We start from the raw sequence: 26,197 nt of genomic DNA on the forward strand, positions 1-26,197 counted from the left end.
AGGAGCTTTACCGCTAGTGCGTTTCCCTCTCAGATTCAGCCCGTTATTCATTGCAATCGCTGCAACGGTGACGCCTGCCGCTCACGCCGCAGACGACTCAAACGCCGAAGGTTTCGTTGAAGGATCGAGCCTCATCCTCAACGCCCGTAACTACTACATGAACCGCAACCGCCTGCAGCACACGGACGACAACATTGAATGGGGCCAGGGTTTCCTTGGCCTCTTCGAATCGGGCTACACCCAAGGCGCCGTCGGTTTCGGCGTTGACGCCCACGCCATGCTCGGGCTCAAGCTCGACGGCGGTGGCGGCACTGATAATTCGAGCATCCTGCCGGTCAGCGATGGCAACGGCAAAGCGCCAGGTTCGTTCTCAACGGCGGGTGGCACACTGAAAATGCGTGCCTTCGACACCGAACTGAAGGCCGGTGACTTGTTTCTCGCCAACCCGGTGATCGCCGGCGGCGAAACCCGCATGCTGCCCCAGACCTTTCGCGGCGTCAGCCTGACCAACCACAGTTTTGACGGCTGGATGATCGAAGGTGGCCAGGCGAGTTTCACCAAGCCTTACAACCAGAGTGGACACACCCGAATCGGCACGTCCTACGGCAGCCTGGCCGACGGTGACGAAAGTAAGCACCTGAATTGGGCCGGCGTGGCCTGGAGCGGCCTGCCGGGGTTAACCAGCAGCCTCTATGCTTCCGAACTCAAGGACATCTGGAACCAGTATTACTACGACCTGGATTACACCTACGCGTTGAACGATCTGGTCAGCCTCAACCCGGGCCTGCATGCCTATCACACGCAAGACACCGGCGATGCGCTGCTGGGCCACATCGACAACAACACCTACAGCCTGCATTTCACCGTGGGCGTGGGCAATCACAGCGTTACCGCGGCCTATCAGCGGGTCAACGGCAACACGCCGTTCGACTACATCAGCCAGGGCGACAGCGTCTACCTCGACAATTCCCAGCAGTATTCGGACTTCAACGGCCCGAACGAACGCTCATGGAAACTCAAGTACGCCTACGACTTTGTCGGGCTCGGCCTCGCCGGCCTGACCTCGGCGGTCTCTTACTCCCAAGGGGAACTGGACCTGACCAAGGTCGACCCGGACAGCCCCGGTTATGCCTCGTGGTACAGCGCTGATGGCAAAAACGCCAGGCACTGGGAACGAGACATCGATCTCAAGTATGTGGTTCAGGGCGGCAAGGCCAAAAACCTGGCGCTGCGTCTGCAATGGGCGACCAACCGTGGAGGCAACGGCTACGGCGTACTGGATCAGGACACCGATGAATACCGGGTGATCGTCGACTACCCGCTCAATGTCTTCTAAGCTTCTATAAGTAAAAGGCCAGCATGTTTTGCTGGCCTTTTTTTTATCCGGGATTTATACAGGCGCTCCGAACGCAAAGGGTATCTGGGATTCTGCCTGAGTCTTGCAAAACACTTTCATAACGCCTCATTAGCAGAAGTCAGAACCATGAGTGTGAGCACTGCAATTTCTCACCATCCGATCCGGTCGACGCGATCGGAGCAGCTTCTGCTTCTCGGCAGTTTGCTGCTGGTGATTGCGATATCAAGCATCGTGACGTTCCTGCTCATTCGCGAACGCGCCAATGCTGAACACTCCGCCACTCGCGCAGCCACCAACATCGTGCAACTGATCGACGCCGACGTGCTGCGCAATGTCGAACTCTATGACCTGTCCTTGCTCGGCTTGATCGCCGCCTCCCAGCGTGAAGACCTCAAGAACGTTTCCCCTGCCATCCACCATCTGGCCCTGTTTGACCGCGCCACTGCCGCGCCGTACAAGGGCGACATTTTGTTGCTGGACAACAAGGGCGACGTGATCGCCGACTCGGCCTCGGTAGAGCCCAGAAAGGGCAATTTTGCTGACCGCGAATACTTTCAGTCGCACGTGAACAATCGCGACCCGAGCATGTTCATCAGCCGTCCCTTCCGTTCCAGACTGCCTGAACATGAATGGCGAATCAGCTTCAGTCGCCGGGTCAGCGGCTCACAGGGTGAATTTCTTGGCGTGGCCGAAGCCGCCATGCGCTTGAGTTATTTCGATCAACTGTTCAACAGCTTGAGCATCGGTCGTGACAGCTCGGTCAACCTGATCAGCTCGGACGGGATTCTTCTGGCCCAGGAACCCCGCTTGGCCGAAGAGCTGATTGGCAAGGACTTCAGCAACCGTCCCAACTTTCAGCGCATCGTCAAGGAAGGCAACGGCAGCTTCACCAGTGTTTCAAGCCACTATAAGGACAAACGCCTGTACACGTTCTCCAAGGTGGGCAACTTGCCGTTGATCGTCATCGTTGCACTGTCCAGTGATGAAGTGTTTGCGTCGTGGAAGCGCACGGCGGTGGTGGTCAGCGTTGCGACTATTGCGCTGTGCATCGGCTTGCTCTGGCTGACTTGGCTGCTCAGCCGGGAACTGCGCCTGCGCCACAACGCCGAACAGGAGCTGGCGCAACTGGCGGCCACCGATGCCTTGACCGGCCTGGCCAACCGCCGAACGCTGGATCAGGTCCTGCGTCATGAGTGGTTCCGCGCTCAACGTTCCGGCCAGCCATTGTCGCTGCTGATGATTGATGCCGACCATTTCAAGGCGTTCAACGATCGTCATGGGCATCAGGCTGGCGACGATGCGTTGCGCTCGGTGGCCAAGGTGATCTCCGACAATGTGAGGCGACCAGCCGATCTGGTCGCCCGTTATGGCGGTGAGGAGTTTTCGGTGATTCTCGCGGAAACCGACAGCCAGGGTGCGCAACAGATTGCCGAACACATCCGCGCGACAGTGGAACAATTGCCGCTGGTGGCAGGTGCCGAGTCGCCAATTACTGTCAGTATCGGTATCAGCACCTGGACCACCTCCGCCGAGATCAGCCTGGAACAGCTATTGTTTGCAGCGGACAAGGCGCTGTATCAGGCCAAGGAAAGTGGGCGTAATCGGGTGGTTTGTGCGGATTAGAAGGCATAAAAAAAGGCCACCCGAAGGTAGCCTTTAAAAACTAGAGAGGTTTTTTACTTACACGGCCGCAACTGGACGCATGTAAGAGATCGGTGCAGTGCTGGCGTCTTCGAAAGTCACGACTTCCCAAGCATCTGTCTGCTCAATCAACTTGCGCAGCAGCTGGTTGTTCAATGCATGTCCGGACTTGAAGCCCTTGAACTCACCTATCAGGCTATTGCCCAGCAGGTAGAGGTCACCAATTGCATCGAGGATCTTGTGCTTAACGAATTCGTCTTCATAGCGAAGGCCGTCTTCGTTCAGTACACCATCCGCGTCGACCACAATAGCGTTTTCAACGCTGCCGCCGAGTGCGAGGTTGTGCTTGCGCAGGTACTCGATATCACTCATGAAACCAAAGGTACGGGCGCGGCTGACTTCTTTTACGAACGAAGTGCTGGAAAAATCCACGCTTGCACTTTGTGTGCGGTTACGGAAAACCGGGTGATCGAAATCGATCTCGAAACTCACCTTGAAGCCTTCGAAAGGGACGAAAGTGGCGCGCTTGTCGCCGTCTTCCACTGTCACTTCCCGCAGGATCCGGATGAACTTCTTCGGTGCGTCCTGTTCTTCCAGGCCGGCCGATTGAATCAGGAATACGAAAGGTCCAGCGCTACCATCCATGATCGGAACTTCAGACGCGGAGAGCTCGACGTAGGCGTTATCGATGCCCAGGCCAGCCATGGCCGAGAGCAAGTGCTCCACCGTATCCACTTTGGTGTCACCACTGACCAATGTGGTCGACATCGTGGTTTCACCAACGTTTTCCGCGCGGGCAGGAATCTGCACCACAGGGTCGAGATCGGCACGAACAAACACAATGCCGGTGTCGATAGGTGCGGGCTTGAGGGTCAGGTATACCTTTTCCCCGGAGTGCAGGCCTACACCTGTAGCACGGATAATATTTTTCAGTGTGCGTTGTTTAATCATGGCTTGGGCCGCTTCAGCGCAAATTGCGAACTGGTATCAACAAAGGCTGGCGATGATAGCAGACCAGACCTTTGCTGAACACCAATCACCTTCATAGCCCTGATACATTCCATTAATCGGCCTGACGACGCAGGAAAGCCGGGATGTCCAGGTAGTCCAGATCATCTTGCGGGTTCATCTTCGCGGCAGTCGCAGCACCGGCCTGAGCCTGGTTGCGCATGACGGTCGGACGGTCCAGGTCACGATAGTTCACAGCAGGCGCTTCCTGACGCGAAGGCGCTTGTTGCTGCGGTTGCGAAGTCACGGAGGTGTGCATGGTGTTGTCGATAACCTTCACAGGCTTCTCGATTTTCGCGCCCAAACCAGTGGCTACTACTGTTACGTGCAGCTCGTCGCGCATGTCCGGATCGATAACGGTACCAACCTTGACCATCGCGTGCTCGGAAGCGAAAGCTTCGATGATGCTACCCACGTCGGAGTACTCACCCAGGGACAGGTCAGGACCGGCGGTGATGTTCACCAGGATGCCGCGTGCACCTTGCAGGTTCACGTCTTCCAGCAACGGGTTGCGAATGGCCGCTTCGGTGGCCTCGCGTGCACGGTTCGGACCGCTGGCGCAGCCAGTGCCCATCATCGCCATGCCCATTTCGCTCATCACGGTACGCACGTCGGCAAAGTCGACGTTGATCATGCCCGGACGCTTGATGATGTCGGAGATACCGCGAACGGCACCGGCCAGTACATCGTCGGCCTTGGCGAACGCGGACAGCAGGCTTGCGTCCTTGCCAAGGATGGTCAGCAGCTTCTCGTTGGGAATGGTGATCAACGAGTCGACGCTTTCAGACAGCAGACGGATGCCTTCATCGGCGATCTGCATGCGCTTGCGACCTTCAAACGGGAACGGACGAGTCACCACCGCAACGGTGAGAATCCCCATTTCCTTGGCCACTTCAGCAATGATCGGCGCAGCACCGGTACCGGTACCACCGCCCATGCCAGTGGTGATGAACACCATATTGGTGCCCTGCAGGACTTCGGCAATGCGCTCACGATCTTCGAGAGCAGCCTGACGACCTACTTCAGGGTTGGCGCCAGCGCCGAGACCTTTGGTCACGCCGGTGCCCAGTTGCAGGATGGTCCGCGCGCCGATGCTTTTCAGCGCTTGGGCATCAGTGTTGGCGCAGATGAATTCAACGCCTTCAATGTTGCTCTTGACCATGTGGTTGACGGCGTTGCCGCCGCCTCCGCCAACACCGATAACTTTAATAACCGGGCTTGCGGGGATGTTGTCTACGAGTTCGAACATTTTCCCTCTCCTTTCATTTCTCTAGTTTTTTCGCCTACTGCTTTTTGCTGCGGTCTTGCGGTGCTGCGTAAATCTTTAGAAGTTGCCTTGTACCCAGCTCTTGATGCGATCGAGCAAGGCGGCTTTCGGTTCTTCATTGCTGTAGCTGTCGCGGCTGCTGATGCCCGAGAACGAAATCCCGTCGGACTGCTTCTGCAGGCCGTACATCAACAGGCCAACGCCGGTGGAATAAATCGGGTTGCGGACCACATCGTCCAGGCCCTTGACGCCATGCGGCACGCCCAGGCGGACCGGCATGTGGAAGATTTCTTCGGCCAGTTCGACCGCACCTTCCATCTTCGACGTACCACCGGTCAGCACGATGCCGGCCGGGATCAGGTCTTCGTAGCCACTGCGACGCAGTTCGGCCTGGATCAGCGTGAACAGCTCGTCGTAACGCGGCTCGACCACTTCGGCCAGGGCCTGACGGGACAGCTCGCGCGGTGGACGGTCGCCAACGCTCGGAACCTTGATGGTTTCACCGGCACCGGCCAGTTTGGCCAGGGCGCAGGCGTAGCGAATCTTGATTTCTTCGGCGTACTGGGTCGGGGTGCGCAACGCCATGGCGATGTCGTTGGTTACCTGGTCGCCCGCAATCGGGATGACCGCGGTGTGACGGATCGCACCTTCGGTGAAAATCGCGATGTCAGTGGTGCCGCCACCGATGTCCACCAGGCACACGCCCAGCTCTTTCTCGTCGTCGGTCAGGACCGAGTAGGCCGAAGCCAGTTGCTCGAGAATGATGTCGTCGATTTCCAGGCCGCAGCGACGCACGCATTTTTCAATGTTCTGTGCGGCATTGACGGCACAGGTGACCACGTGAACCTTGGCTTCCAGACGTACGCCCGACATGCCCAGAGGCTCACGAACACCTTCCTGGTTATCGATCACGTAATCCTGCGGCAGGGTGTGCAGCACGCGCTGGTCAGCCGGGATCGCTACAGCCTGGGCGGCGTCGAGCACGCGCTCGAGGTCGGCGGCGCTGACTTCGCGATCACGAATCGCCACGATGCCGTGGGAGTTCAGGCTGCGGATATGATTGCCCGCCACGCCGACGAACGCCGAGTGAATGCGGCAACCAGCCATCAGCTGCGCCTCTTCGATCGCGCGCTGGATCGATTGCACGGTGGACTCGATGTTCACCACCACGCCTTTCTTCAGGCCACGGGACGGATGGGTACCGATCCCGACGATTTCCAGCGTGCCGTCGTCCGAGACCTCGCCGACCAGCGCCACCACTTTGGAGGTGCCGATATCGAGACCGACGATCATTTTGCCGCTTTGCACGTTTGCCATGGTCCTGCCTCTTCTTAATTCTTCGCGACAGCGGGTTGGGCTGTCGTGGGCGCTACAGGTTCCCGCCAGCCAACAGCGAGGCCGTTGGCGTAGCGCAGATCGATGCGCGCAATGTTCGTAATCTGTTCTTTAAGCGTCTTGTCATAGATGGCAATGAAGCGGCGCATCTTTTCCAGCAGGTTGCCGCGTCCCAGCAACAGTTCGATTCCCGGACCCGCGCTGCCGGCGCCGGTGGTCAGGAACCAGCTACCTCGATCACGCAATTCCAGGCGTGCAATCGAGAAGCCCAACGGCCTGAGCATCTGGCTCAGCACCTGGTATTGCTGCATCACTTGCTGTTGGGCCCGTTGTGGGCCGAACAGCTGTGGCAAGTGTTCGTAGTTCGCCAGCTCACGCGGGGTGAACGCCTGGCCCTGGTTGTTCAACAGCGATTCATCGCCCCAACGGGCCACCGGCAGTTGTTCTTCCAGGCGGATCACCACTTGATCCGGCCACACCCGGCGTACTTCGGCGTGGGCAATCCATGGCATCGTTTCAAGCTCGGTACGCATGCTCTCCAGGTCGATGGTGAAGAAGCTCGACGCCACGTACGGGGCGATCCGCTGCTGCACCGCTTGCTGGCTGATGTAACTCAAGTCGCCCTGCACGTTGATCTTGGTGATCGGCCGGTCGGCGTACGGCAGCAATCGCTGTGCGCCTTCGTAAGTACCGAAACCCAGTGCGACCAACAGCACCGGCCAGAACAGGCTTTTCAGAAAACCAAAATTGGCTTTTGGCAGGCGCGCAGACATCGGCTCTTTGGCCACCATTCGGCTGGCACCCCGCGGTACCGGCTTGCGGCCGGGTGGTGCGGAGGGCTGATGTCTCAGCTGTGCGCCTTGCATGGTCCTAACCTCGCGGCTCGTTGTTGCCGGCAATGCTGGCGGCCAGAATCGCCAGAACCAGTTGCTGGAAATCCAGACCGGCAGCACGGGCCGCCATCGGCACCAGACTGTGATCGGTCATGCCCGGTGCGGTATTGACTTCCAGGAACCAGAACTGCCCGTCGGCGTCCTGCATCACGTCAGCCCGGCCCCAACCGGCGATACCCAGCGCCTCACAGGCTTTTGCCGTGAGGTCCATCAGTTCTTTTTCTTTGTTGCTGTCCAGGCCACACGGAATCCGGTACTGGGTATCGGAAGCCACGTACTTGGCGTCGTAGTCGTAGAAGCTGTGCGTCGTGCCCAGGGCAATCGGTGGCAACACCTGGTCACGCAGGGTGGCGATGGTGAACTCCGGACCTTGAATCCATTGCTCGACCAACACTTGCGAATCGTAGGTACTGGCCGCTTTCCACGCGTCGATCAACTCCGACGCGGAGGTCACTTTGGCCATCCCGATACTTGAACCTTCATGGGCCGGTTTGACGATCAAAGGGAAGCCCAGTTCCGTCGCCGCCGAAATACAATCGGCCTCGCTGCTCAGTACCGCATGGCGTGGCGTCGGAATACCCAGGCTGTGCCAGACCTGTTTGGTCCGCAGCTTGTCCATGGCCAGCGCGGAAGCAAGAATGCCGCTGCCGGTGTACGGAATACCCAGGCATTCCAGCAGGCCCTGCATGCTGCCGTCTTCACCGCCACGACCGTGGAGGATGATGAAGGCGCGATCGATTTTTTCGTTCAGCAGACGCTGCAAAAGATCATCGCCTACGTCGAGACCAAACGCGTCCACACCGGCGCTTAGCAGCGCGTCGAGAACCGCGTTACCCGACTTCAGGGAAACCTCACGCTCGGCACTCTTGCCGCCGAAGAGCACGGCGACGCGGCCGAAATCTTTCGGCGCAATCGTGGAGACGAGGTTGGCGTAAGCAGCAGTCATTTCAACTTCCCCACAGTCGGCGCAGCAACGGCGCCTGCGAACAACGGACTTTTCAACAGTTTCGGTGCAAGACCACCGATGTCACCGGCGCCCTGACACAGCAGGATGTCGCCAGCACGCAGCAGCGGCTTGACCACCGGCGCGAGGTCAACACCGCGCTCGATATAGATCGGGTCGAGCTGACCGCGCTGACGGATGCTGTTGCACAACTTGCGGCTGTCAGCGCCCGGGATCGGTTCTTCACCGGCCGGGTAGACTTCCATCAGCAGCAGGACGTTGGCGTCGGCCAATACATTGACGAAATCGTCGTACAGGTCACGGGTGCGGCTGTAACGGTGCGGCTGGTAGACCATCACCAGACGGCGCTCCGGCCAGCCACCGCGCACGGCTTTGATGACCGCGGCGACTTCGGTCGGGTGGTGACCGTAGTCGTCGACCAGCATCACGCTGCCACCGTCTACCGGCAGTTCGCCGTAGACCTGGAAGCGTCGGCCGACACCCTGGAACCCGGACAGGCCCTGGACGATGGCTTCATCGCTGACGCCTTCATCGGTGGCGATGCAGATGGTTGCCAGTGCGTTCAACACGTTGTGGTTGCCCGGCATGTTCACCGAGACATCCAGCGGATCGCGATCAGGACGCAGCACGGTGAAGAAGGTCTGCATGCCCTGCTGACGCACATTGATCGCGCGCACGTCGCAGTCGTCGCCGAAGCCATAAGTGACCGTCGGACGTTTCACCAGCGGCAGGATTTCACGCACCACCGGATCGTCCAGGCACACCACCGCCAGACCGTAGAACGGCAGGTTGTGGAGGAACTCGACGAAGGTTTTCTTCAGTTTGTTGAAGTCACCGTCGTAGGTCGCCATGTGGTCGGCGTCGATGTTGGTGACCACGGCCACCAGCGGCTGCAAGTGCAGGAAGCTGGCGTCGCTTTCGTCAGCTTCAGCGATCAGGTAACGGCTGGTGCCAAGCTGGGCATTGGTGCCCGCGGCATTCAGACGGCCACCGATCACGAATGTCGGGTCCAGGCCACCGGCGGCAAACACCGAAGCGATCAGGCTGGTGGTGGTGGTTTTGCCATGGGTACCGGCAACGGCGATGCCGTGACGGTAGCGCATCAGCTCAGCCAGCATTTCAGCGCGAGGCACCACCGGAATGCGGCGCTCCAGGGCCGTGGCGACTTCCGGGTTGGACGTGTTCACGGCACTGGAGGTGACCAGCACATCGGCGTTCGCAGCGTTCTCGGCGCGGTGGCCGATAAAGATCTGGGCACCGAAGGACTCGAGACGCTCGGTCACCGGCGAAGCTTTCAGGTCGGAACCGGACACTTCATAGCCCAGGTTCAACAACACTTCGGCAATGCCGCACATGCCCACGCCGCCGATCCCGACGAAGTGGATGCGACGGATGCGGCGCATTTCCGGTTGCGGCATGGCTTTCTGATTCTCAACCATGGGCCACCTCCAGGCAGGTATCGACCACGTTACGGGTTGCATCGGGTTTGGCCAGGCGGCGTGCCGCGGTGGCCATGGCGGTGAGTCGTTGTGGTTGCATCAGGACCTCTGTCAGGCGTGCGGCAAGATCCGCTGCGCCAGTCGTTCTTTGCGGCATCAGGAAGGCAGCGCCTTCACGGGCCAAATAATCGGCGTTGCGGGTCTGGTGATCGTCGATCGCATGGGGCAAAGGCACCAGCATCGAGGGCAGACCGGCGGCGGCCAGTTCACTGATGGTCAACGCGCCTGCGCGGCACACCACCAGGTCGGCCCAGCCATAGGCTTGGGCCATGTCTTTGATGAAAGGCTGCACTTGCGCCTCGACGCCAGCCGCGCGATAGCGCTCTGCAGTCACTTCATCGTGGTTTTTGCCGGCCTGATGAAACACTTCCGGGCGCAGGTCGGGGGCGACTTGCGACAGGGCTTCAGGCAGCAACTTGTTCAACGGTTCTGCGCCCAGGCTTCCACCCAGGATCAGCAAACGCGCCTTGCGACCGGCCAGAGCCTGTCGCGGTGTTTCGAGGAACAGCTCGGTGCGCACCGGGTTACCGGTGGTCCGACGGCTGCCCGACAGGGTAAAGGTGTCGGGGAACGCTTCACAGACTCGGGCGGCCAACGGCACCAGCAACCGATTGGCGGTACCGGCCACGGCGTTCTGCTCGTGAACGATCACCGGCACACCGGCCAGTTTGGCGGCAACGCCACCAGGACCGGTCACAAAACCACCAAAGCCGACGACACACACCGGCCGCAGCTGACGAATGATCGCCCGCGCCTGCCAGATCGACTTGAGCAACATGAACGGCGCCTTGAGCAGGGACAATTTGCCCTTGCCACGCAATCCGCTGGCATTGATCCGATGCAGTTCGATGCCGGCCACCGGAACCAGATCGTTCTCGATGCCGCGCGGTGTCCCGAGCCAATGCACGGTGTAACCACGGGCCTGGAATTCCCGAGCACACGCCAGCGCCGGGAACACGTGGCCACCGGTGCCGCCCGCCATGATCAATACGTTAGCGCCCATGGGTCGGCTCCTCGGCGAAGTCGCTCTCATGGAATTCCATCTCTTCGCTGCCCAAGTGGGTTCGACTTTCCCATTCAATGCGCAGCAACAAGCCGAGACAGGCACAGCAGATCACCAACGAGCTACCGCCGTAACTGAGGAACGGCAGGGTCAGACCTTTGGTTGGCAGCAGACCGACGTTCACCCCGATGTTGATCAGGAACTGACCAATCCACAGGAACGACAAGCCGTACGCGATGTAGGCGGCGAAAAACTGCTTGGCCTTCTCGGCCCAATAACCGATGTACATGCCACGAATACAGACAAAGACGAACAGCGCTACCGTGCATAAAGAACCGACGGCACCCAGTTCTTCGGCCAGGACCGAGAACACGAAGTCGGTGTGGGCTTCCGGCAGGTAGAACTGTTTCTGCACGCTGTTGCCCAGGCCAACGCCCAGCCATTCGCCGCGACCAAAAGCGATCAACGCTTGAGACAACTGATAGCCGGCACCGAACTGGTCGGCCCACGGATCCGCAAAGTTGGTCAGGCGCGCCATTCGATACGGCTGCACTTGAATCAGCAACACCACCGCTGCGACCGCCAGGACAACCATCAAGGAAAAACGGAACAGGCCGACCCCGCCAAGGAACAGCATCGCAGCAGCAGCCCCCATCATCACGACGGTGGCACCGAAGTCCGGCTCCATCAGCAACAGACCCGCCATTGGCAGCAGAACGATGAACGGCTTGAAGAAGCCCATCCAGCTTTCACGCACTTCTTTCTGGCGACGCACCAGGTAACCGGCAAGGTAAATAACGACAAATACCTTGGCGATTTCCGACGGCTGAACGTTGAAGAAACTGAAGCCGATCCAGCGCATCGAACCGTTCACTTCACGGCCGATCCCCGGGATGATCACCATCACCAGCAAACCGAACGCACCAATCAGCATCAGCCAGCCCAGGCGTTGCCAGGTGGCGATCGGAATCATCATGGTGACGACGCAGGCGCCCAGCCCCAGCACGATGTAGATAAGGTGGCGGATCATGTAGTACAGGGCGCTGCCTGACTGCACAGCCGCCACTTCGGTCGAGGCCGATGCAATCATGACCAGCCCGAGGCCGATCAATGCCAGGCAGCCGGCGAGCATCGGGAAGTCGAGGTCGATGCCGCGCCCGGTGATGATCGGCGACGGGTACGGCTTGATGATGTTTCTCAGGCTCATACCAGATCCTCCACAGCGCGGACGAACTGGTGACCACGGTCTTCGTAATTCTTGAACATGTCGAAACTGGCGCAGGCCGGCGACAACAACACGGCGTCGCCCGTCTCTGCGATGGCGCGGCATTGCTCGACCGCTTCGATCAGCGAGTTGACGCGAATCAGTGGCACGGCATCGCCGATGGCCTGAGCGATCAGCTCGGCGTCACGCCCCATCAGCACCACGGCGCGGCAGTTGGCCGCCACCGGATCACGCAAGTCCTTGAACTCGGCCCCCTTGCCGTCGCCACCGGCGATCAGCAGGAGTTTGCCGTCAATGTCCGCGCCCAGGCCTTCGATGGCAGCCAGTGCGGCGCCGACGTTGGTGGCTTTGGAATCGTTGTAGTAGCTCACGCCATTCAGGTCACGGACCCACTGGCAGCGATGCTCAAGCCCGGCGAAGGTACGCAGGCTCGACAGCATGGCGTCGAACGGCAGGCCGACGGCGTGGCCCAGGGCCAATGCCGCCAGGGCATTGGACTGGTTGTGGGCGCCGCGAATTTTCAACTCGCGCACCGGCATCAGGTTCTGGAATTCGAAGGCCAGGTACTTCTCGCCGTCTTCTTCGCGGATACCGAATGCCTTGAAATCAGGTTTGCTCAAACCGAAGGTCCAGCATGGCTGACCTTCGCCAATCAGCGGACGGCTCAGGGCATCCTGGCGGTTGACCACAAACTGCTTGGCCCCCCGGAAGATCCGGTGCTTGGCCAGGTGATAAGCCGGCAGACCGCTATAGCGGTCCATGTGGTCTTCGCTGACGTTGAGCACGGTCGCCACTTCGGCGTTGAGTTGATCGGTGGTTTCGAGCTGGAAGCTCGACAGTTCCATCACGTACAGCTCGACGTCGTCGCTGAGCAGGTCCAGTGCCGGCGTACCGAGGTTGCCGCCAACGGCGACTCGCTTGCCGGCCGCCGCAGCCATCTCGCCGACCAGTGTGGTGACGGTGCTTTTTGCGTTGGAACCACTGATGGCGACGATCGGCGCCTTCGCGTTACGTGCGAACAGCTCGATGTCACCGGACAATTTCACGCCACGGGCGGCGGCAGCCTGCAGGGCCGGGGTCGCCAGCGCCAGGCCGGGGCTCACGTAGAGCTCGTCGGCGCGGCACAGGAATTCGACGTCCAGCTCGCCACAACGCACTTCCACGTGCGGATAGTCACGCTTGAGCGTGGCCAGTTCCGGTGGATTTTCCCGCGTGTCGGCGACAGCAAACGACGTGCCCCGGTTCGCCAGGAAGCGAACCAGGGACATGCCGCTCTTGCCGAGGCCGACAACGATGCGGAAGTGGTCAGAAGCGATCAGAGACACTCGTTCTACCTCAGCTTCAGGGTGGCAAGGCCAACCAGCACGAGAATCACGGTGATGATCCAGAAACGGACGATCACGCGTGGCTCGGGCCAGCCCTTGAGTTCAAAGTGGTGGTGAATCGGTGCCATGCGGAACACACGGCGACCGGTGAGCTTAAAGGACGCCACCTGAATGACGACTGACAGGGTCTCCATCACGAACACGCCGCCCATGATGAACAGGACGATTTCCTGACGGACGATCACCGCGATGGTGCCCAGTGCAGCGCCCAGCGCCAGTGCGCCGACGTCGCCCATGAACACCTGAGCCGGATAGGTGTTGAACCAGAGGAACCCGAGGCCCGCACCGATCAAGGCGCCGCAGAACACAATCAACTCGCCTGCGCCCGGTACATACGGGATCAGCAGGTATTCAGCGAATTTCACGTTACCCGACAGGTAGCAGAAGATCCCCAACCCGCCGCCAACCATTACGGTGGGCATGATCGCCAGACCGTCGAGGCCGTCGGTCAGGTTGACCGCGTTGCTCGAGCCAACGATCACGAAGTAAGTCAGGACGATGAAGCCCGCGCCCAGAGGAATGCTGTAGTCCTTGAGCATCGGCAGGATCAGGGTGGTTTCTACCGGTGTTGCCGCGGTCATATAAAGGAAGATCGCCGCGCCCAGGCCGAACACCGACTGCCAGAAGTACTTCCAGCGGCTCGGAAGGCCACGGGAGTTCTTCTCGATCACTTTGCGGTAATCGTCGACCCAGCCGATCGCGCCGAACAGCAAAGTCACCAGCAGCACGGTCCAGACATAACGGTTGCTCAGGTCAGCCCACAGCAAAGTACTGACGCCGATGGACGACAGGATCAGCGCGCCGCCCATGGTCGGGGTGCCGGACTTGGACAGGTGCGATTGTGGACCGTCGTTGCGAACGGATTGACCGATCTGACGGTTCTGTAACGTGCGGATCATCCACGGGCCGTAGCACAGCGACAAAACCAACGCGGTCAGCACACCGAGAATCCCGCGCAGGGTCAGGTACTGAAAGACCGCGAAGCCTTTGTAGAACTGTTGCAGATACTCCGCTAGCAGCAGCAGCATTAATGTTTCTCCAGGCTGGTCCCGCACAAAGCGGCGACGATGTTTTCCATCGCGGCGCTGCGCGAGCCCTTGATCAAAATGGTGGTGTTTGTGTCTTGCTCGGCGCCCAGGGCCTTGATCAGTTCAGCCTGAGTGCTGAAGTGAAAGGCCTGTGGACCGAAAGCGTTCACGGCGTGAGCCATCATTGGCCCGACAGCGTAGAGCGCGGAAACCTTGCCACGGGCGTACTCGCCCACATCGCGGTGCCCCTGCTCCGCCCAATCGCCCAACTCGCCGATATCCCCGAGCACCAGAACGGTGCGGCCGGAAAAGCCGGCGAGTATATCAACGGCGGCGCACATGGAGGTGGGGTTCGCGTTATACGTGTCATCGATCACACGCATGCCATTGCTGGCCAGTTGCGCGACGGTGCGGCCCTTGACCGGTTGCACCGCGCCCAGACCGGTGGCGATGCCGAACAGCGACACGCCCAGCGCATGGGCAGCGGCGGCGGCGGCCAGGGCATTGGCAACGTTATGGGTGCCGAGCAGGTTCAGTTGAACGCGCTCCATACCTTCAGGACTGTGCAGGTTGAACGCCGGGCAACCGCGCGCGTCGCGGTCCAGATCGCTGGCGTAGAAATCGGCACTGACATTGCTCAGGGCGAAGGTCAGCACTTTGCGACCGGCAGCGCGGGTCTTCCAGATGTCGAATGCCTTGTCGTCAAGATTGAGAACGGCGACGCCATCGGCATCCAGCCCTTCAATAATCTCGCCCTTGGCTTCAACGATTTTTTCCGGCCCGCCGAACTCGCCGACGTGGGCGGTCCCGGCGTTGTTGAGCACGGCCACATGGGGCTTGGTCATGCCGACGGTGTAGGCAATTTCGCCGAGACGCGAAGCACCCAGTTCGATCACCGCTGCGGTATGTTCCGGTGCGAGCTCGAGCAGGGTCAGCGGAACGCCGAGGTCATTGTTCAGGTTGCCGCGGGTCGCCAACACCGGACCGCGCGTGCGCAGGATGCTGGCGAGCATTTCCTTGACCGTGGTCTTGCCGCTGGAACCGGTGATCGCTGCGACAGGATGGATGTAAGCCGCACGATTCAACGCGCCGAGTTGCCCCAGCGCCTGACGCGTATCTTTGACCAGCAATTGCGGCAGTGCGCTGTCGGCGACTTCGCGCTCGACCAACGCCGCTACGGCGCCTTTTGCCGCTACGTCATTGAGATAGTCGTGACCATCGAAACGCGGGCCGGTCAGGGCAATAAAGAGTTGGCCTGGTTTGATCGCGCGGCTGTCGATGCTGACGCCGTCGAAGCTGGCATCGGCAGTGACCAGGCGGGCATTCAGCGCGCCGGTCAGTTCGCTCAGTTTCAAGGCTTTAAGCATGGGCCACCTCCCACGTGGTCAAGGCGTGATCGGCCTCGACCAGATCGGAGAAAGCGTGGCGCTGGCCGTTGATTTCCTGATAGTCCTCGTGACCTTTACCGGCCAGGACAATCACGTCATCCGCCGAAGCGCTGGCGATCAATTGGGCAATCGCCTGGCCACGGCCGGCGACGAAGGTGACTTTATCCACAGCGGTAAAACCGGCGCGGATGTCGTCGAAGATCACTGCCGGATCTTCGGTGCGCGGGTTGTCATCGGTCACCAGCACGCCGTCAGCCAGACGCTCGACCACTTCAGCCATGAGCGGACGTTTGCCGCGATCGCGATCACCACCGCAACCGAACAGGCACAGCAAACGGCCTTTGGCGTGAGGACGCAGGGCCATCAAGACTTTTTCCAGCGCATCCGGAGTGTGGGCGTAATCGACCACGACCAGCGGCTGAGTACCGCCGCCGAGGCGCTGCATGCGTCCCGCCGGGCCTTCGAGTTTTGGCAGCACGTTGAGGATTTCGTCCAGCGCGTAGTCCAGGCCCAGCAAGGCGCCGACCGCGGCCAGCACGTTGCTCAGGTTGAAACGACCGAGCAAGGTGCTGCGCAAGTGATGCTCACCCTGCGGCGTGACCAGCGTGGCGCGCACGCCTTCGTCATCGAACTGTGCTTCACGGCAATAAAGGTAGGCACTGGAGTCTTCCAGGCTGTAGGTGATCAGGCGCGACTCGAGTTTGTCCGCAGCCAGTTGGCGGCCGAATTCGTCGTCGAGGTTAACCACCCGGCACTTCAAATCGTTCCAGGTAAACAGCTTGGCCTTGGCTTCGCCGTAGGCTTGCATGGTGCCGTGGTAATCCAGATGATCGCGGGACAGGTTGGTCATCACCGCCACATCGAACGCCAGTGCGGTCACGCGTCCCTGATCCAGACCGTGGGAAGAAACTTCCATGGCGACGGCTTTGGCACCGGCCTTTTTCAGGTCGGCGAGGGTTGCCTGCACGGCAATCGGGTTCGGCGTGGTGTGCAAGCCGCTTTCGAGCGCGCCGTAAAAACCGGTGCCCAACGTGCCGACGATGCCGCAGTGCTGGCCGAGCAAATCCATGGCTTGCGCAACCAACTGCGTCACGCTGGTTTTGCCATTGGTGCCGGTCACGCCGATCAGGTTCAGGTGGCGACTAGGGTCACCGTAAAAACGCCCGGCGATGTCCGACAGCTGCGCCGCCAGGCCTTTGACCGGAATCAGCGGAACATCGGTAATCGGCAATACGGTCGCGCCTTCGACTTCATACGCCACAGCGGCAGCGCCGCGTTGCAGGGCGTCGGCGATGTGCGCGCGTCCGTCGAACTTGCCGCCAGGGACGGCGAGAAACAGATCGCCAGCCCGCACGTTGCGGCTGTCCAGGGTCAGTTCGCGGATCAACAGATCGCGGCCGGCGTGGGCGAAAATCTTGTTCAGACTCAGAGACATCAGCCTCGCCCTCCATTGGCTTTCAGCGGAACGACCGGTGCTGCGTTCGCTTGTTGAGTAGGTGGCAGGTTATCCGGGGTGATGTTCATCAGGCGCAAGGTCCCGGACATCACTTTGCTGAACACCGGGGCCGATACCAGACCACCGAAGTAACCGGCCTTGGTCGGCTCATCGATCACCACCACAATGGCGTAGCGCGGATCGTTCATCGGGCCGAAGCCGGCGAACAGCGAACGGTAGGAGTTCTCGGCGTAGCCTTTGGTGCCGACCGACGTTTTACGTGCGGTACCCGACTTGCCGCCCACGTGATACGCCGGCACTTGCGCACGGAATACACCGCGCGGGGCTTCGATCACTTGTTGCAGCATGGTTTGCATGGTCTTCGCGACAGCTTCCGGCAATACCTGCGTGGTTTGCGGCGCCTTGTCCGTTTTGATCAGGGTCAGCGGCGCGAGGCGACCGTTGTTGGCCAGGGCCGAGAAGGCGTGGACCAACTGGATCGCGGTCACGGAAATACCGTAGCCGTACGACAGCGTGGCGGTTTCAGCCTTGCGCCATTCGCGGTAGTTCGGCAGGTTGCCGACGCGCTCGCCTGGGAAGCCCAGGCCGGTGTCCTGGCCGAGACCGACTTTTTGCGCCAGACGGAAAATCGTTTCGCCGCCGATATCGAAGGCGACCTTACTCATGCCGACGTTACTGGAGTTGATCAGGATGCCAGTCAGGTCGAGCACCGGGCCTTCGGATTTGGAGACGTCCTTGATGGTGTATTTACCAATCTGCAAGGTGCCTGGATAAACCTCAACGGTATCGGTCGGCTTCCAGCGCCCGGTTTCAATGGCGGCGCTCATGGAAATCGCTTTCATGGTCGAACCCGGTTCGAACACGTCGATCATGGCGCGGTTACGCATCATCGCCGGTTGCAGGTTGCGACGGTTGTTCGGGTTGTAGGTCGGCTGGTTGACCATGGCGAGGATCTCGCCGCTCTTCACGTCCATGATCACCAGGCTGCCGGCCTTGGCGCCGTTCTCGATGATCGCGTTACGCAGTTCACGGTTGGCCAGGTATTGCAGACGCAGGTCAATGGACAACGCCAAGGGCTTTCCGGCCTTGGCGTTTTTGGTGACCTGAACATCCTTGATAAGTCGGCCACGCCGATCCTTGATCACCTGCCGCTTGCCAGGGACCCCGGCCAGCCATTCGTCGTAGGCCAGCTCGACGCCTTCACGACCGTGATCATCGATGTCGGTAAAACCGACCATATGGGCAGTGACTTCACCGGCCGGGTAGAAACGACGAAATTCTTCGATGCCATAAACGCCCGGCACTTTCAGGTCGAGCACGGACTGGCCCTGCTCGGGGGTCAGCCCGCGCACCAGGTAGATGAATTCTTTGTTGGCTTGCGCCTCGAGACGTTCGGCCAGGGCTTTCGGGTCCTGCCCCAAGGCAGCCGCCAGTGCAGGCCACTTCTCTTTGGCCGTTTGCATTTCCTTGGCATTGGCCCAAAGGGTGGTGACCGGGGTACTCACGGCCAAAGGCTCGCCGTTACGGTCGGTGATCAGACCACGGTGAGCCGGAATCGGGATATGACGAACGCTGCGCGCATCACCCTGACCTTTAAGAAAGGCACGGTCGACCACCTGCAGATCGATAATGCGCCAGGAAATCGCCGCGACCATGACGCCGAGCAAACCCAGCACCAGGCGGAACCGCCATGGAAAGAGTGCGCCCTCGAGTTTCATCATGGCGCCACCATCTGCACTTCAGCTGCGCCTGGAATGCGCATCTTCAGTTGCTCGGTCGCCAGGACTTCGATACGGCTGTGGGCGGTCCAGGTGCTCTGTTCGAGAATCAAACGGCCCCACTCCGCTTGCGCCTTGTCGCGCACGCTCAACTCGTTGTACAGGGAGTTCAACAGTTGACGGTTCCAGTGGGCGCTATAGGAAACGCCGATGGCCGACACGAGCACGCCAATAAACAGCAGAAACATGAAAAAGCTTCCGCCGGGAAGTGGCTTGGCGAAAAGCTTGCTCACCGCAGCTTCTCCGCGACGCGCATGACGGCGCTACGGGAACGTGGGTTGGCTTTGAGTTCGGCCTCGGAGGCGGACTGCGCTTTGCCATGGATTTTGATTATTGGTTCGAAGGCGACGTGACGTACCGGCAGGTTGCGCGGCAAGTTGTCGGCTTCGCCTTTCACCAGTTTGCGCATGAACAGTTTGACGATGCGGTCTTCCAGCGAGTGGAAGCTGATGACCACCAGGCGGCCACCGACTTCCAGGCATTCCAGTGCGGCTTCGAGGCCGGCTTCCAGATCACCCAGTTCGTTGTTGACGTGAATTCGCAGGCCCTGGAACGCACGGGTCGCCGGGTTTTTGCCCTTTTCCCATGCAGGGTTGGCGACTTTCAGGACTTCAGCCAGATCGGCAGTGCGCTCGAACGGCTTGATGTCGCGACGCTCGGCCACGGCACGGGCCATCCGGCCGGAGAAACGTTCTTCGCCGTATTGCTTGAACACCCGGGCGATTTCTTCCACCGGGGCGGTATTGACGAATTCGGCAGCGCTGATCCCGCGGGACGGGTCCATGCGCATGTCCAGCGGGCCATCGTTGAGAAAACTGAAGCCGCGCTCAGGGTCGTCGAGCTGCGGCGAGGACACGCCGAGGTCGAGCAAAACGCCGCTGACCTTGCCGGCCAGACCACGTTCGGCGACTTCCGAACCGAGCTCGGCAAAGCTGCGCTGTACAACGACAAAGCGGCCGTCTTCGGCCGCTAGCGTTTGCCCGGTGGCAATCGCTTGAGGATCTTTGTCGAACCCGAGTACCCGACCCTCGGGGCCGAGCTGGCTGAGGATCAACCGGCTGTGTCCGCCGCGCCCGAACGTACCGTCCAGATAGCAGCCATCAGGACGTACGGCGAGAGCCTCCACGGCTTCGTCAAGCAGTACGGTGATGTGGTTAAAGCCGCTATCAATAGTCACAGGATCAAATCACGCAGTTCATCAGGCATGGCGCCCGGTTGTTGAATGGCAGCCAGGTCAGCGGCAGAAACCGCATCCCAGGCATCCTCGTCCCACAATTGGAACTTGTTCAGTTGGCCTACCAACATCGCGCGCTTATCCAACTTGGCATATTCACGAAGACGCGGTGGGACCAGAAAACGACCACTGCCATCGAGCTCGAGGTCGACGGCATTACCAATCAGTAAACGTTGCAGGCGGCGGTTCTCTTCGCGAAGCGAAGGCAGTGCGCGCAGTTTGGTTTCAATAATTTCCCACTCATCGAGGGGGTAAACACACAAACACGGATCAACGGCATCAATTGTGACGATTAACTGACCGGAACTACGCGAAACGAGCTCGTCACGGTACCGGCTCGGCATAGCGAGACGGCCCTTTGCGTCGAGACTGATAGCGTTAGCTCCGCGAAACACGTCAGCGTTTCTCCAAATATTAGCGTTTTGAGCTCAAAAAACCCACTTCATGCCACTTTCCGCCACTTGCGCACACTATAGGAATGCGGCCACCGCACCGTCAAGGCGCGGATTAAAGGAAAAGCCTTACAGAACTGAGATTTAGGAGCGCAAAAGGAGGGGCAGCGAGAATCTGACGTGTCGTTCTGTTCAATAACTTGAATCAGCACTGAAGGCTGCGTTCGAAAGTTAAAGTAATTTGTTAAGAGTAAGATTTTTTCGGTATTAGGAAAGTGCTTCTGCTGTTGATTCTGTAAGGAGGGGAATTGCTACTACAGGCGCCCTGCTCAATCATTAAAGCAGGGAGGGGAAAAAGGTGGAGAGTCGATCTGTAAGCCGGGTTCTGTCTTGAACAGTCATTCGTCTACGATGGCCATCACTGGACATCTTTAGCAACCTACCCGGTCCCAGCGCGGGCCACGCCTTGGGACCCTATTTGGTCTTGCTCCAAGTGGGGTTTACCTAAGCCACGAACTGTTGCCAGACGTGCGGTGCGCTCTTACCGCACCTTTTCACCCTTACCGGCGCCGAAGCGCTTAGGCGGTTATTTTCTGTGGCACTTTCCGTAGGCTCACGCCTCCCAGGCATTACCTGGCACTTCGCCCTATGGAGCCCGGACTTTCCTCCCCCCCCTAATTTTCATAGAGGGCAGCGACTGTCCGATCGACTCTCCGCCGCGAAGATTAACGGCAGAGCAGCCGAAGGACAAGCGCTAAACGCCTTGGGCTGCGCCTGCACGTCGGTTTCTACTCGCCCTTCTGTTTATCCAGCGCAACCTGATAGAGCACATTCTTGCGCTCGCCGGTAATTTGCGCCGCCAACGCTGCGGCTCGCTTGAGCGGCATTTCTTCAAGCAACAGATTCAGAATGCGCATCGCTTCACTGCTGACGGCGTCCTCGGTCTCGGGGGCAGACCAACCCGCCACCAACACCACGCACTCGCCGCGCTGCTGATTGCTGTCTGACTCGACGAACTCGCGCAACTCAGCCAGAGGCAAGCCTTTAAGGGTTTCGAAAGTCTTGGTCAGCTCGCGCGCCAGCAACGCCGGACGCTCACCACCAAACACCAACTCCATGTCTTGAAGGCACTCAAGGATCCGGTGCGGGGCCTCATAAAAAATCAGCGTGCGCGGTTCTTCCTTTACCAACTCAAGACGGGCGCGCCGACCGACTGCCTTGGCCGGCAGGAAGCCTTCGAAGATGAAACGGTCCGATGGCAGACCCGCCGCCGACAACGCGGCGATCAACGCGCAGGCGCCCGGGACCGGCACCACATTGATCCCCGCCGCACGGGCCTGGCGCACCAGGTGATAACCCGGATCGGAAATCAACGGCGTGCCGGCATCTGAAATCAGCGCCACATCGTCGCCGGCAAGCAAACGCGTGATAAAGCGGCTACCTTCATCCCGCTCATTGTGTTCATGGCAGGCCGCCAGCGGCGTAGGAATGCCGAAATGTTGCATCAATCGCTGGGAGTGACGGGTATCTTCGGCGGCGATCAGGGCGACGTCGCGCAGGATTTTCAGCGCACGCGCACTGATGTCGTCCAGGTTGCCGATGGGCGTCGCCACCACATAAAGCGAGCCAGCAGCGGAATTCAAAGCACCTGGAGCAGTCAAAGCGCACACCTCATGATCGGTAAAAGCCGCCATTGTAGCGCGTCGTGACGTTCGCGATACGCGCAAGCAACCCTCGGTTTTGCAGCCTTTTGTGCAGTGCCGCAACATTTGCACGAGCTAAATTGATCGATTCACACCAGTAACATCGCGCCCCGGCCAGTGCTTGGGTACAATTCCACGCTAATTTGATCGAGTATCAGGAACACTACATGATCGCTTGCCTGCGGCTGTTCACTGCCCTCTGCCTTGCTGCCTTGCTGGCGGCTTGCGCCAGCTCGCCCTCCTCCAGCCTTGGCGAACTTCCACGGACCCCGGATGCCAGTATCGAGCAACTGCTCGCACAGGCCGCTCAAAGCAAAGACCCGGAAAAAGCCTCCCTGTTGCGCCTGAGCGCGGCAGACCTGGCCTATCGTCAGGGGAATGCCGGCCAGTCCGCGCAAATCCTGCAACAAGTCCCGGTCGAAACCCTCAAGCCTGGCCAACAGGTGTTCGCCAGCACCCTGGCGGCTGAACTGGCCATGGTTCGCAATCAGCCCAAAGCGGCGCTGACAGCCTTGAGTCATCCGAGCCTGCAACGCCTGAGTGAACTGCCGGTTGAGCAACAGGTTCGCACCGGCACTGTTCATGCCCGCGCCCTTGAAGCCGATGGCCAGACGCTGGCCGCCGCACGGGAGCGCATCTTCATCGCACCAATGCTTGAAGGTGAAGCCGCCAGCAAAAACCACGAAGCGATCTGGACCCTGATCGCCTCGCTGCCGACTGATCAATTGCAGCCGAGCACCACCGACGACCTCGGCGGCTGGATGGGCCTGGCACTGGCGGTGAAAACTGCCGGCACCCTGGAACAGCAGCAAGCCGCGATCGACAACTGGCGCGCACAGAATCCAAAGCACCCGGCCGCCATTCAATTGCCGCTGCCACTGACCAAACTCAAGGAACTGGCCAGCCAGCCCCTGAGCAAAATCGCCCTGCTGCTGCCACAAGACGGCCCGCTGGCATCGGTTGGCAAAGCACTGCGTGAAGGTTTCATGGCTGCTCACTACCAGGCCCAACAAGCCGGGCAGAAGCCGCCAGCGATCGAGTTCTATGACAGCTCGCGCCTGACGTCCCTCGACGAGTTCTATCGCAAGGCTCAGGCCGACGGCGTGCAACTGGTCATCGGCCCACTGGAGAAACCGCTGGTCAAACAGCTCAGCGCTCGCCCGCAACTGCCGATCACCACCCTGGCACTGAATTACAGCGAAGGCGCACAAGGTCCGGCCCAACTGTTCCAGTTCGGTCTTGCGGCTGAAGACGAAGCCCGCGAAGTGTCCCGCCGCGCTCGCGCCGATGGCCTGCATCGCGCAGCCATCATGGTGCCGAAAGGCGAATGGGGCGATCGCGTCTTGAAAGCGTTCAGCCAGGATTGGCAGGCTAACGGTGGCAGCATCGTCGCTACCGAACGCGTCGACCAACCGGTTCAACTGGCCCAGCAGATCGCCGATATGTTCCAGCTGCGTCAGAGCGAAGGTCGTGCCAAGAGCCTGCAAAGCACCGTTGGCGGACAGATCGCCGCCCAGCCTTCGCGTCGCCAGGACATCGAGTTCATCTTCCTGGCTGCAACGCCTCAGCAAGCCCAGCAGATCAAGCCGACCCTGAACTTCCAGTACGCCGGCGACGTGCCGGTTTATGCCACTTCCCACGTGTTCAGCGCCAGCGGCGATGTGAACCAGTACAACGACATGAACGGCATTCGCTTCTGCGAAACCCCATGGTTGCTGGAGGCTAACGATCCACTGCGCAAGCAAGTAACCGCTCAGTGGCCGCAAGCTGCTGGCAGCCTGGGCCGTCTGTACGCGATGGGTGTTGACGCCTATCGCCTGGCACCACGCCTGGGGCAACTCAAGGCTCTGCCGGACAGCCGCATCGAAGGTCAATCGGGCAGCCTGGGCATGACTCAGAACCAACGCGTGGTCCGCCAGTTGCCGTGGGCACAGTTCGTCAGCGGCCAGGTTCAACGCCTGCCGGACACCCCGCACTGATGCCCGACCGATCACGCCAGCAAAGCGGCAAAGATGCCGAGCGCCATGCGCTCGAGCATCTTCAACAACAAGGTCTGCGCCTGCTGGCGCAGAACTGGTTGTGTAAACGCGGCGAGCTTGATCTGGTCATGCTTGATGGCGATACAGTAGTATTCGTTGAAGTCCGCTACAGAAAAAACACTCAATGGGGTGGCGCGCTCGGTAGCATCGATGAGCGCAAACGGCAGAAACTGATAATTGCCGCGCAATATTTTCTTCAGCGCGAGTCGCGTTGGGCCAATTCCCCTTGCCGTTTCGACGTGGTTGCCATCGACAGCAACCTCGATCAGTTGAACTGGTTGCAGAATGCCTTCGACAGCTGATCGCGTGCGCCCCGAACCGGACACTTTCACCCAACACTTTTGCTCTTTGCTTTGCGGGCTGCACATTCATGTGCCGAGTAGCCGCGCTAATTAAGGTCACACAGATGGACATGCAATCCCGAATTCGCCAGCTTTTTCAGGCCAGTATCGATACCAAGCAAATGGCGATGGACGTACTTGCACCGCACATCGAGCAAGCCAGCCAGGTGATGGTCAACGCCCTGCTCAACGAAGGCAAAATGCTGTCCTGCGGCAACGGCGGCTCTGCCGGTGATGCCCAGCACTTCTCGTCCGAGCTGCTCAACCGTTTCGAGCGTGAACGTCCGAGCCTGCCAGCGATTGCGCTGACCACCGACAGCTCGACGATCACCTCGATCGCCAACGACTACAGCTACAACGAAATCTTCTCCAAACAGATCCGCGCCCTTGGCCAGCCGGGTGACGTATTGCTGGCGATTTCCACCAGCGGCAACTCGGCAAACATTATTCAAGCGATCCAGGCCGCACATGATCGCGAAATGGTTGTCGTAGCATTGACCGGTCGCGATGGCGGCGGCATGGCGTCGCTGCTATTGCCCGAGGACGTCGAGATTCGCGTACCGGCCAACGTCACCGCACGTATTCAGGAAGTCCACCTGCTGACGATCCATTGCCTTTGCGATTTGATCGACAGCCAACTGTTCGGGAGTGAAGAATGACCCCTAATCGCCTAGGCCTTCTGGCCTTGACACTGTGCCTCGGCATCAGCGGCTGCACCTCGGTGGTTAACGCCAGCCGTGAAGCACCGATTGAAGATGACCGCGGCACCCGCACCTTCGGCAGCAAGATCGACGACTCTCTGATCGACACCAAGGTCGGCGTGAACATTGCCAAGGCCGATCCAGCCCTGGATAACGACTCGCACATCGTCGTCACCAGCTTCAATGGCGTCGTGCTGCTTGCCGGGCAAACTCCGCGTGCCGACCTCAAGGCCAAGGCCGAACAGGCCGCTGCGGCTGTTCAGCGCGTGAAGACAGTCCATAACGAACTGCAAGTCCTGCCACCTTCCGGCTTCCTTGCCCGCCAGAACGACACCTGGCTCACTTCCAAGATCAAGACCCAGATGCTCACCGACCCGAACATTCCGGGCTCGCGCATCAAGGTTGTCACCGAGAACGGCATCGTCTACCTACTGGGTCTGCTGACCAAACAGGAAGCTGCCCAAGCCACCAATTTGGTGCAGGGTGTTTCCGGCGTGCAGAAGATTGTGAAACTGTTCGAATACATCGACTGACACGCAACACGCAGGCACAAAAAAGGC

23 protein-coding genes and 1 other RNA gene are annotated in these 26,197 nt (G+C 59.9%); 6 read left to right on the forward strand and 18 right to left on the reverse strand.

Annotated elements, in window-relative coordinates; translation table 11 throughout:
• Window positions 1-16: 16 nt before the first annotated feature.
• Entirely contained in the window at window positions 17-1,336 is a 1,320-nt protein-coding gene (locus KGB03_RS29145) for an OprD family porin (protein WP_223530669.1), read from the forward strand.
• A 147-nt stretch (window positions 1,337-1,483) separates the two neighbouring features.
• Complete coding sequence (locus KGB03_RS29150) at window positions 1,484-2,980, forward strand: sensor domain-containing diguanylate cyclase (protein WP_223530671.1); 1,497 nt, start codon at window positions 1,484-1,486, stop codon at window positions 2,978-2,980.
• Between the two features lie 57 nt (window positions 2,981-3,037).
• On the opposite strand, the gene lpxC is transcribed toward KGB03_RS29150, so the two are convergent.
• The 18 genes from lpxC to rsmI form a co-directional block, all read right to left on the reverse strand.
• Window positions 3,038-3,949, reverse strand: coding sequence for a UDP-3-O-acyl-N-acetylglucosamine deacetylase (gene lpxC, locus KGB03_RS29155; protein WP_008147525.1), 912 nt, complete (start codon window positions 3,947-3,949; stop codon window positions 3,038-3,040).
• A 112-nt stretch (window positions 3,950-4,061) separates the two neighbouring features.
• Complete coding sequence (ftsZ, locus tag KGB03_RS29160) at window positions 4,062-5,255, reverse strand: cell division protein FtsZ (RefSeq protein ID WP_133840314.1); 1,194 nt, start codon at window positions 5,253-5,255, stop codon at window positions 4,062-4,064.
• Window positions 5,256-5,330: 75 nt separating this feature from the next.
• Window positions 5,331-6,590, reverse strand: coding sequence for a cell division protein FtsA (gene ftsA / locus KGB03_RS29165; protein ID WP_046048247.1), 1,260 nt, complete (start codon window positions 6,588-6,590; stop codon window positions 5,331-5,333).
• Window positions 6,591-6,604: 14 nt separating this feature from the next.
• Window positions 6,605-7,474, reverse strand: a complete 870-nt coding sequence (locus tag KGB03_RS29170) for a cell division protein FtsQ/DivIB (protein ID WP_056740930.1) — start codon at window positions 7,472-7,474, stop codon at window positions 6,605-6,607.
• Window positions 7,475-7,478: 4 nt separating this feature from the next.
• Window positions 7,479-8,447, reverse strand: coding sequence for a D-alanine--D-alanine ligase (locus tag KGB03_RS29175; protein WP_218537972.1), 969 nt, complete (start codon window positions 8,445-8,447; stop codon window positions 7,479-7,481).
• Window positions 8,444-9,904, reverse strand: coding sequence for a UDP-N-acetylmuramate--L-alanine ligase (murC, locus tag KGB03_RS29180; RefSeq protein WP_218537973.1), 1,461 nt, complete (start codon window positions 9,902-9,904; stop codon window positions 8,444-8,446). The genes KGB03_RS29175 and murC overlap by 4 nt, the downstream gene beginning before the upstream one ends.
• Complete coding sequence (gene murG / locus KGB03_RS29185) at window positions 9,897-10,967, reverse strand: undecaprenyldiphospho-muramoylpentapeptide beta-N-acetylglucosaminyltransferase (RefSeq protein WP_111451318.1); 1,071 nt, start codon at window positions 10,965-10,967, stop codon at window positions 9,897-9,899. The genes murC and murG overlap by 8 nt, the downstream gene beginning before the upstream one ends.
• Window positions 10,957-12,174, reverse strand: coding sequence for a putative lipid II flippase FtsW (gene ftsW, locus KGB03_RS29190; protein WP_111451317.1), 1,218 nt, complete (start codon window positions 12,172-12,174; stop codon window positions 10,957-10,959). The genes murG and ftsW overlap by 11 nt, the downstream gene beginning before the upstream one ends.
• Complete coding sequence (gene murD, locus KGB03_RS29195) at window positions 12,171-13,517, reverse strand: UDP-N-acetylmuramoyl-L-alanine--D-glutamate ligase (RefSeq protein ID WP_223530674.1); 1,347 nt, start codon at window positions 13,515-13,517, stop codon at window positions 12,171-12,173. The genes ftsW and murD overlap by 4 nt, the downstream gene beginning before the upstream one ends.
• 5 nt (window positions 13,518-13,522) lie before the next feature.
• Entirely contained in the window at window positions 13,523-14,605 is a 1,083-nt protein-coding gene (gene mraY, locus KGB03_RS29200) for a phospho-N-acetylmuramoyl-pentapeptide-transferase (protein WP_046026697.1), read from the reverse strand.
• Entirely contained in the window at window positions 14,605-15,972 is a 1,368-nt protein-coding gene (locus KGB03_RS29205) for a UDP-N-acetylmuramoyl-tripeptide--D-alanyl-D-alanine ligase (protein ID WP_223530676.1), read from the reverse strand. The genes mraY and KGB03_RS29205 overlap by 1 nt, the downstream gene beginning before the upstream one ends.
• The gene (locus KGB03_RS29210) at window positions 15,965-17,428 is read right to left on the reverse strand and encodes a UDP-N-acetylmuramoyl-L-alanyl-D-glutamate--2,6-diaminopimelate ligase (RefSeq protein ID WP_223530678.1); all 1,464 of its coding nucleotides are present in this window, start codon (window positions 17,426-17,428) and stop codon (window positions 15,965-15,967) included. The genes KGB03_RS29205 and KGB03_RS29210 overlap by 8 nt, the downstream gene beginning before the upstream one ends.
• Window positions 17,428-19,167, reverse strand: a complete 1,740-nt coding sequence (locus KGB03_RS29215) for a peptidoglycan D,D-transpeptidase FtsI family protein (protein WP_192407547.1) — start codon at window positions 19,165-19,167, stop codon at window positions 17,428-17,430. The genes KGB03_RS29210 and KGB03_RS29215 overlap by 1 nt, the downstream gene beginning before the upstream one ends.
• On the reverse strand, window positions 19,167-19,460 hold the full coding sequence (ftsL, locus tag KGB03_RS29220) for a cell division protein FtsL (RefSeq protein WP_033053422.1): 294 nt from the start codon (window positions 19,458-19,460) through the stop codon (window positions 19,167-19,169). Before ftsL ends, KGB03_RS29215 begins: the two co-directional genes overlap by 1 nt.
• On the reverse strand, window positions 19,457-20,404 hold the full coding sequence (gene rsmH / locus KGB03_RS29225; protein ID WP_074880092.1) for a 16S rRNA (cytosine(1402)-N(4))-methyltransferase RsmH: 948 nt from the start codon (window positions 20,402-20,404) through the stop codon (window positions 19,457-19,459). The genes ftsL and rsmH overlap by 4 nt, the downstream gene beginning before the upstream one ends.
• The gene (gene mraZ, locus KGB03_RS29230; protein ID WP_008147486.1) at window positions 20,401-20,856 is read right to left on the reverse strand and encodes a division/cell wall cluster transcriptional repressor MraZ; all 456 of its coding nucleotides are present in this window, start codon (window positions 20,854-20,856) and stop codon (window positions 20,401-20,403) included. Before mraZ ends, rsmH begins: the two co-directional genes overlap by 4 nt.
• Window positions 20,857-21,211: 355 nt before the next feature.
• Window positions 21,212-21,566, reverse strand: an RNA gene (rnpB, locus tag KGB03_RS29235) — RNase P RNA component class A.
• Between the two features lie 75 nt (window positions 21,567-21,641).
• The gene (rsmI, locus tag KGB03_RS29240; protein ID WP_201120586.1) at window positions 21,642-22,547 is read right to left on the reverse strand and encodes a 16S rRNA (cytidine(1402)-2'-O)-methyltransferase; all 906 of its coding nucleotides are present in this window, start codon (window positions 22,545-22,547) and stop codon (window positions 21,642-21,644) included.
• 176 nt (window positions 22,548-22,723) lie between these two features.
• Between rsmI and KGB03_RS29245 the strand changes: the two genes are divergently transcribed.
• The 4 genes from KGB03_RS29245 to KGB03_RS29260 all read left to right on the forward strand — a co-directional run bounded on the left by KGB03_RS29245 (window position 22,724) and on the right by KGB03_RS29260 (window position 26,170).
• Window positions 22,724-24,535, forward strand: a complete 1,812-nt coding sequence (locus tag KGB03_RS29245; protein WP_223530680.1) for a penicillin-binding protein activator — start codon at window positions 22,724-22,726, stop codon at window positions 24,533-24,535.
• Entirely contained in the window at window positions 24,535-24,897 is a 363-nt protein-coding gene (locus tag KGB03_RS29250) for a YraN family protein (protein WP_008147480.1), read from the forward strand. Before KGB03_RS29245 ends, KGB03_RS29250 begins: the two co-directional genes overlap by 1 nt.
• Before the next feature lie 104 nt (window positions 24,898-25,001).
• On the forward strand, window positions 25,002-25,595 hold the full coding sequence (locus KGB03_RS29255; RefSeq protein WP_192406234.1) for a phosphoheptose isomerase: 594 nt from the start codon (window positions 25,002-25,004) through the stop codon (window positions 25,593-25,595).
• Window positions 25,592-26,170: a BON domain-containing protein gene (locus KGB03_RS29260; protein WP_008147477.1), complete on the forward strand. Its 579-nt coding sequence runs from the start codon at window positions 25,592-25,594 to the stop codon at window positions 26,168-26,170. Before KGB03_RS29255 ends, KGB03_RS29260 begins: the two co-directional genes overlap by 4 nt.
• The last annotated feature ends 27 nt before the right edge of the window (window positions 26,171-26,197 follow it).

The organism is Pseudomonas sp. BF-B-26, assembly GCF_019956495.1.
Lineage (GTDB): Bacteria > Pseudomonadota > Gammaproteobacteria > Pseudomonadales > Pseudomonadaceae > Aquipseudomonas.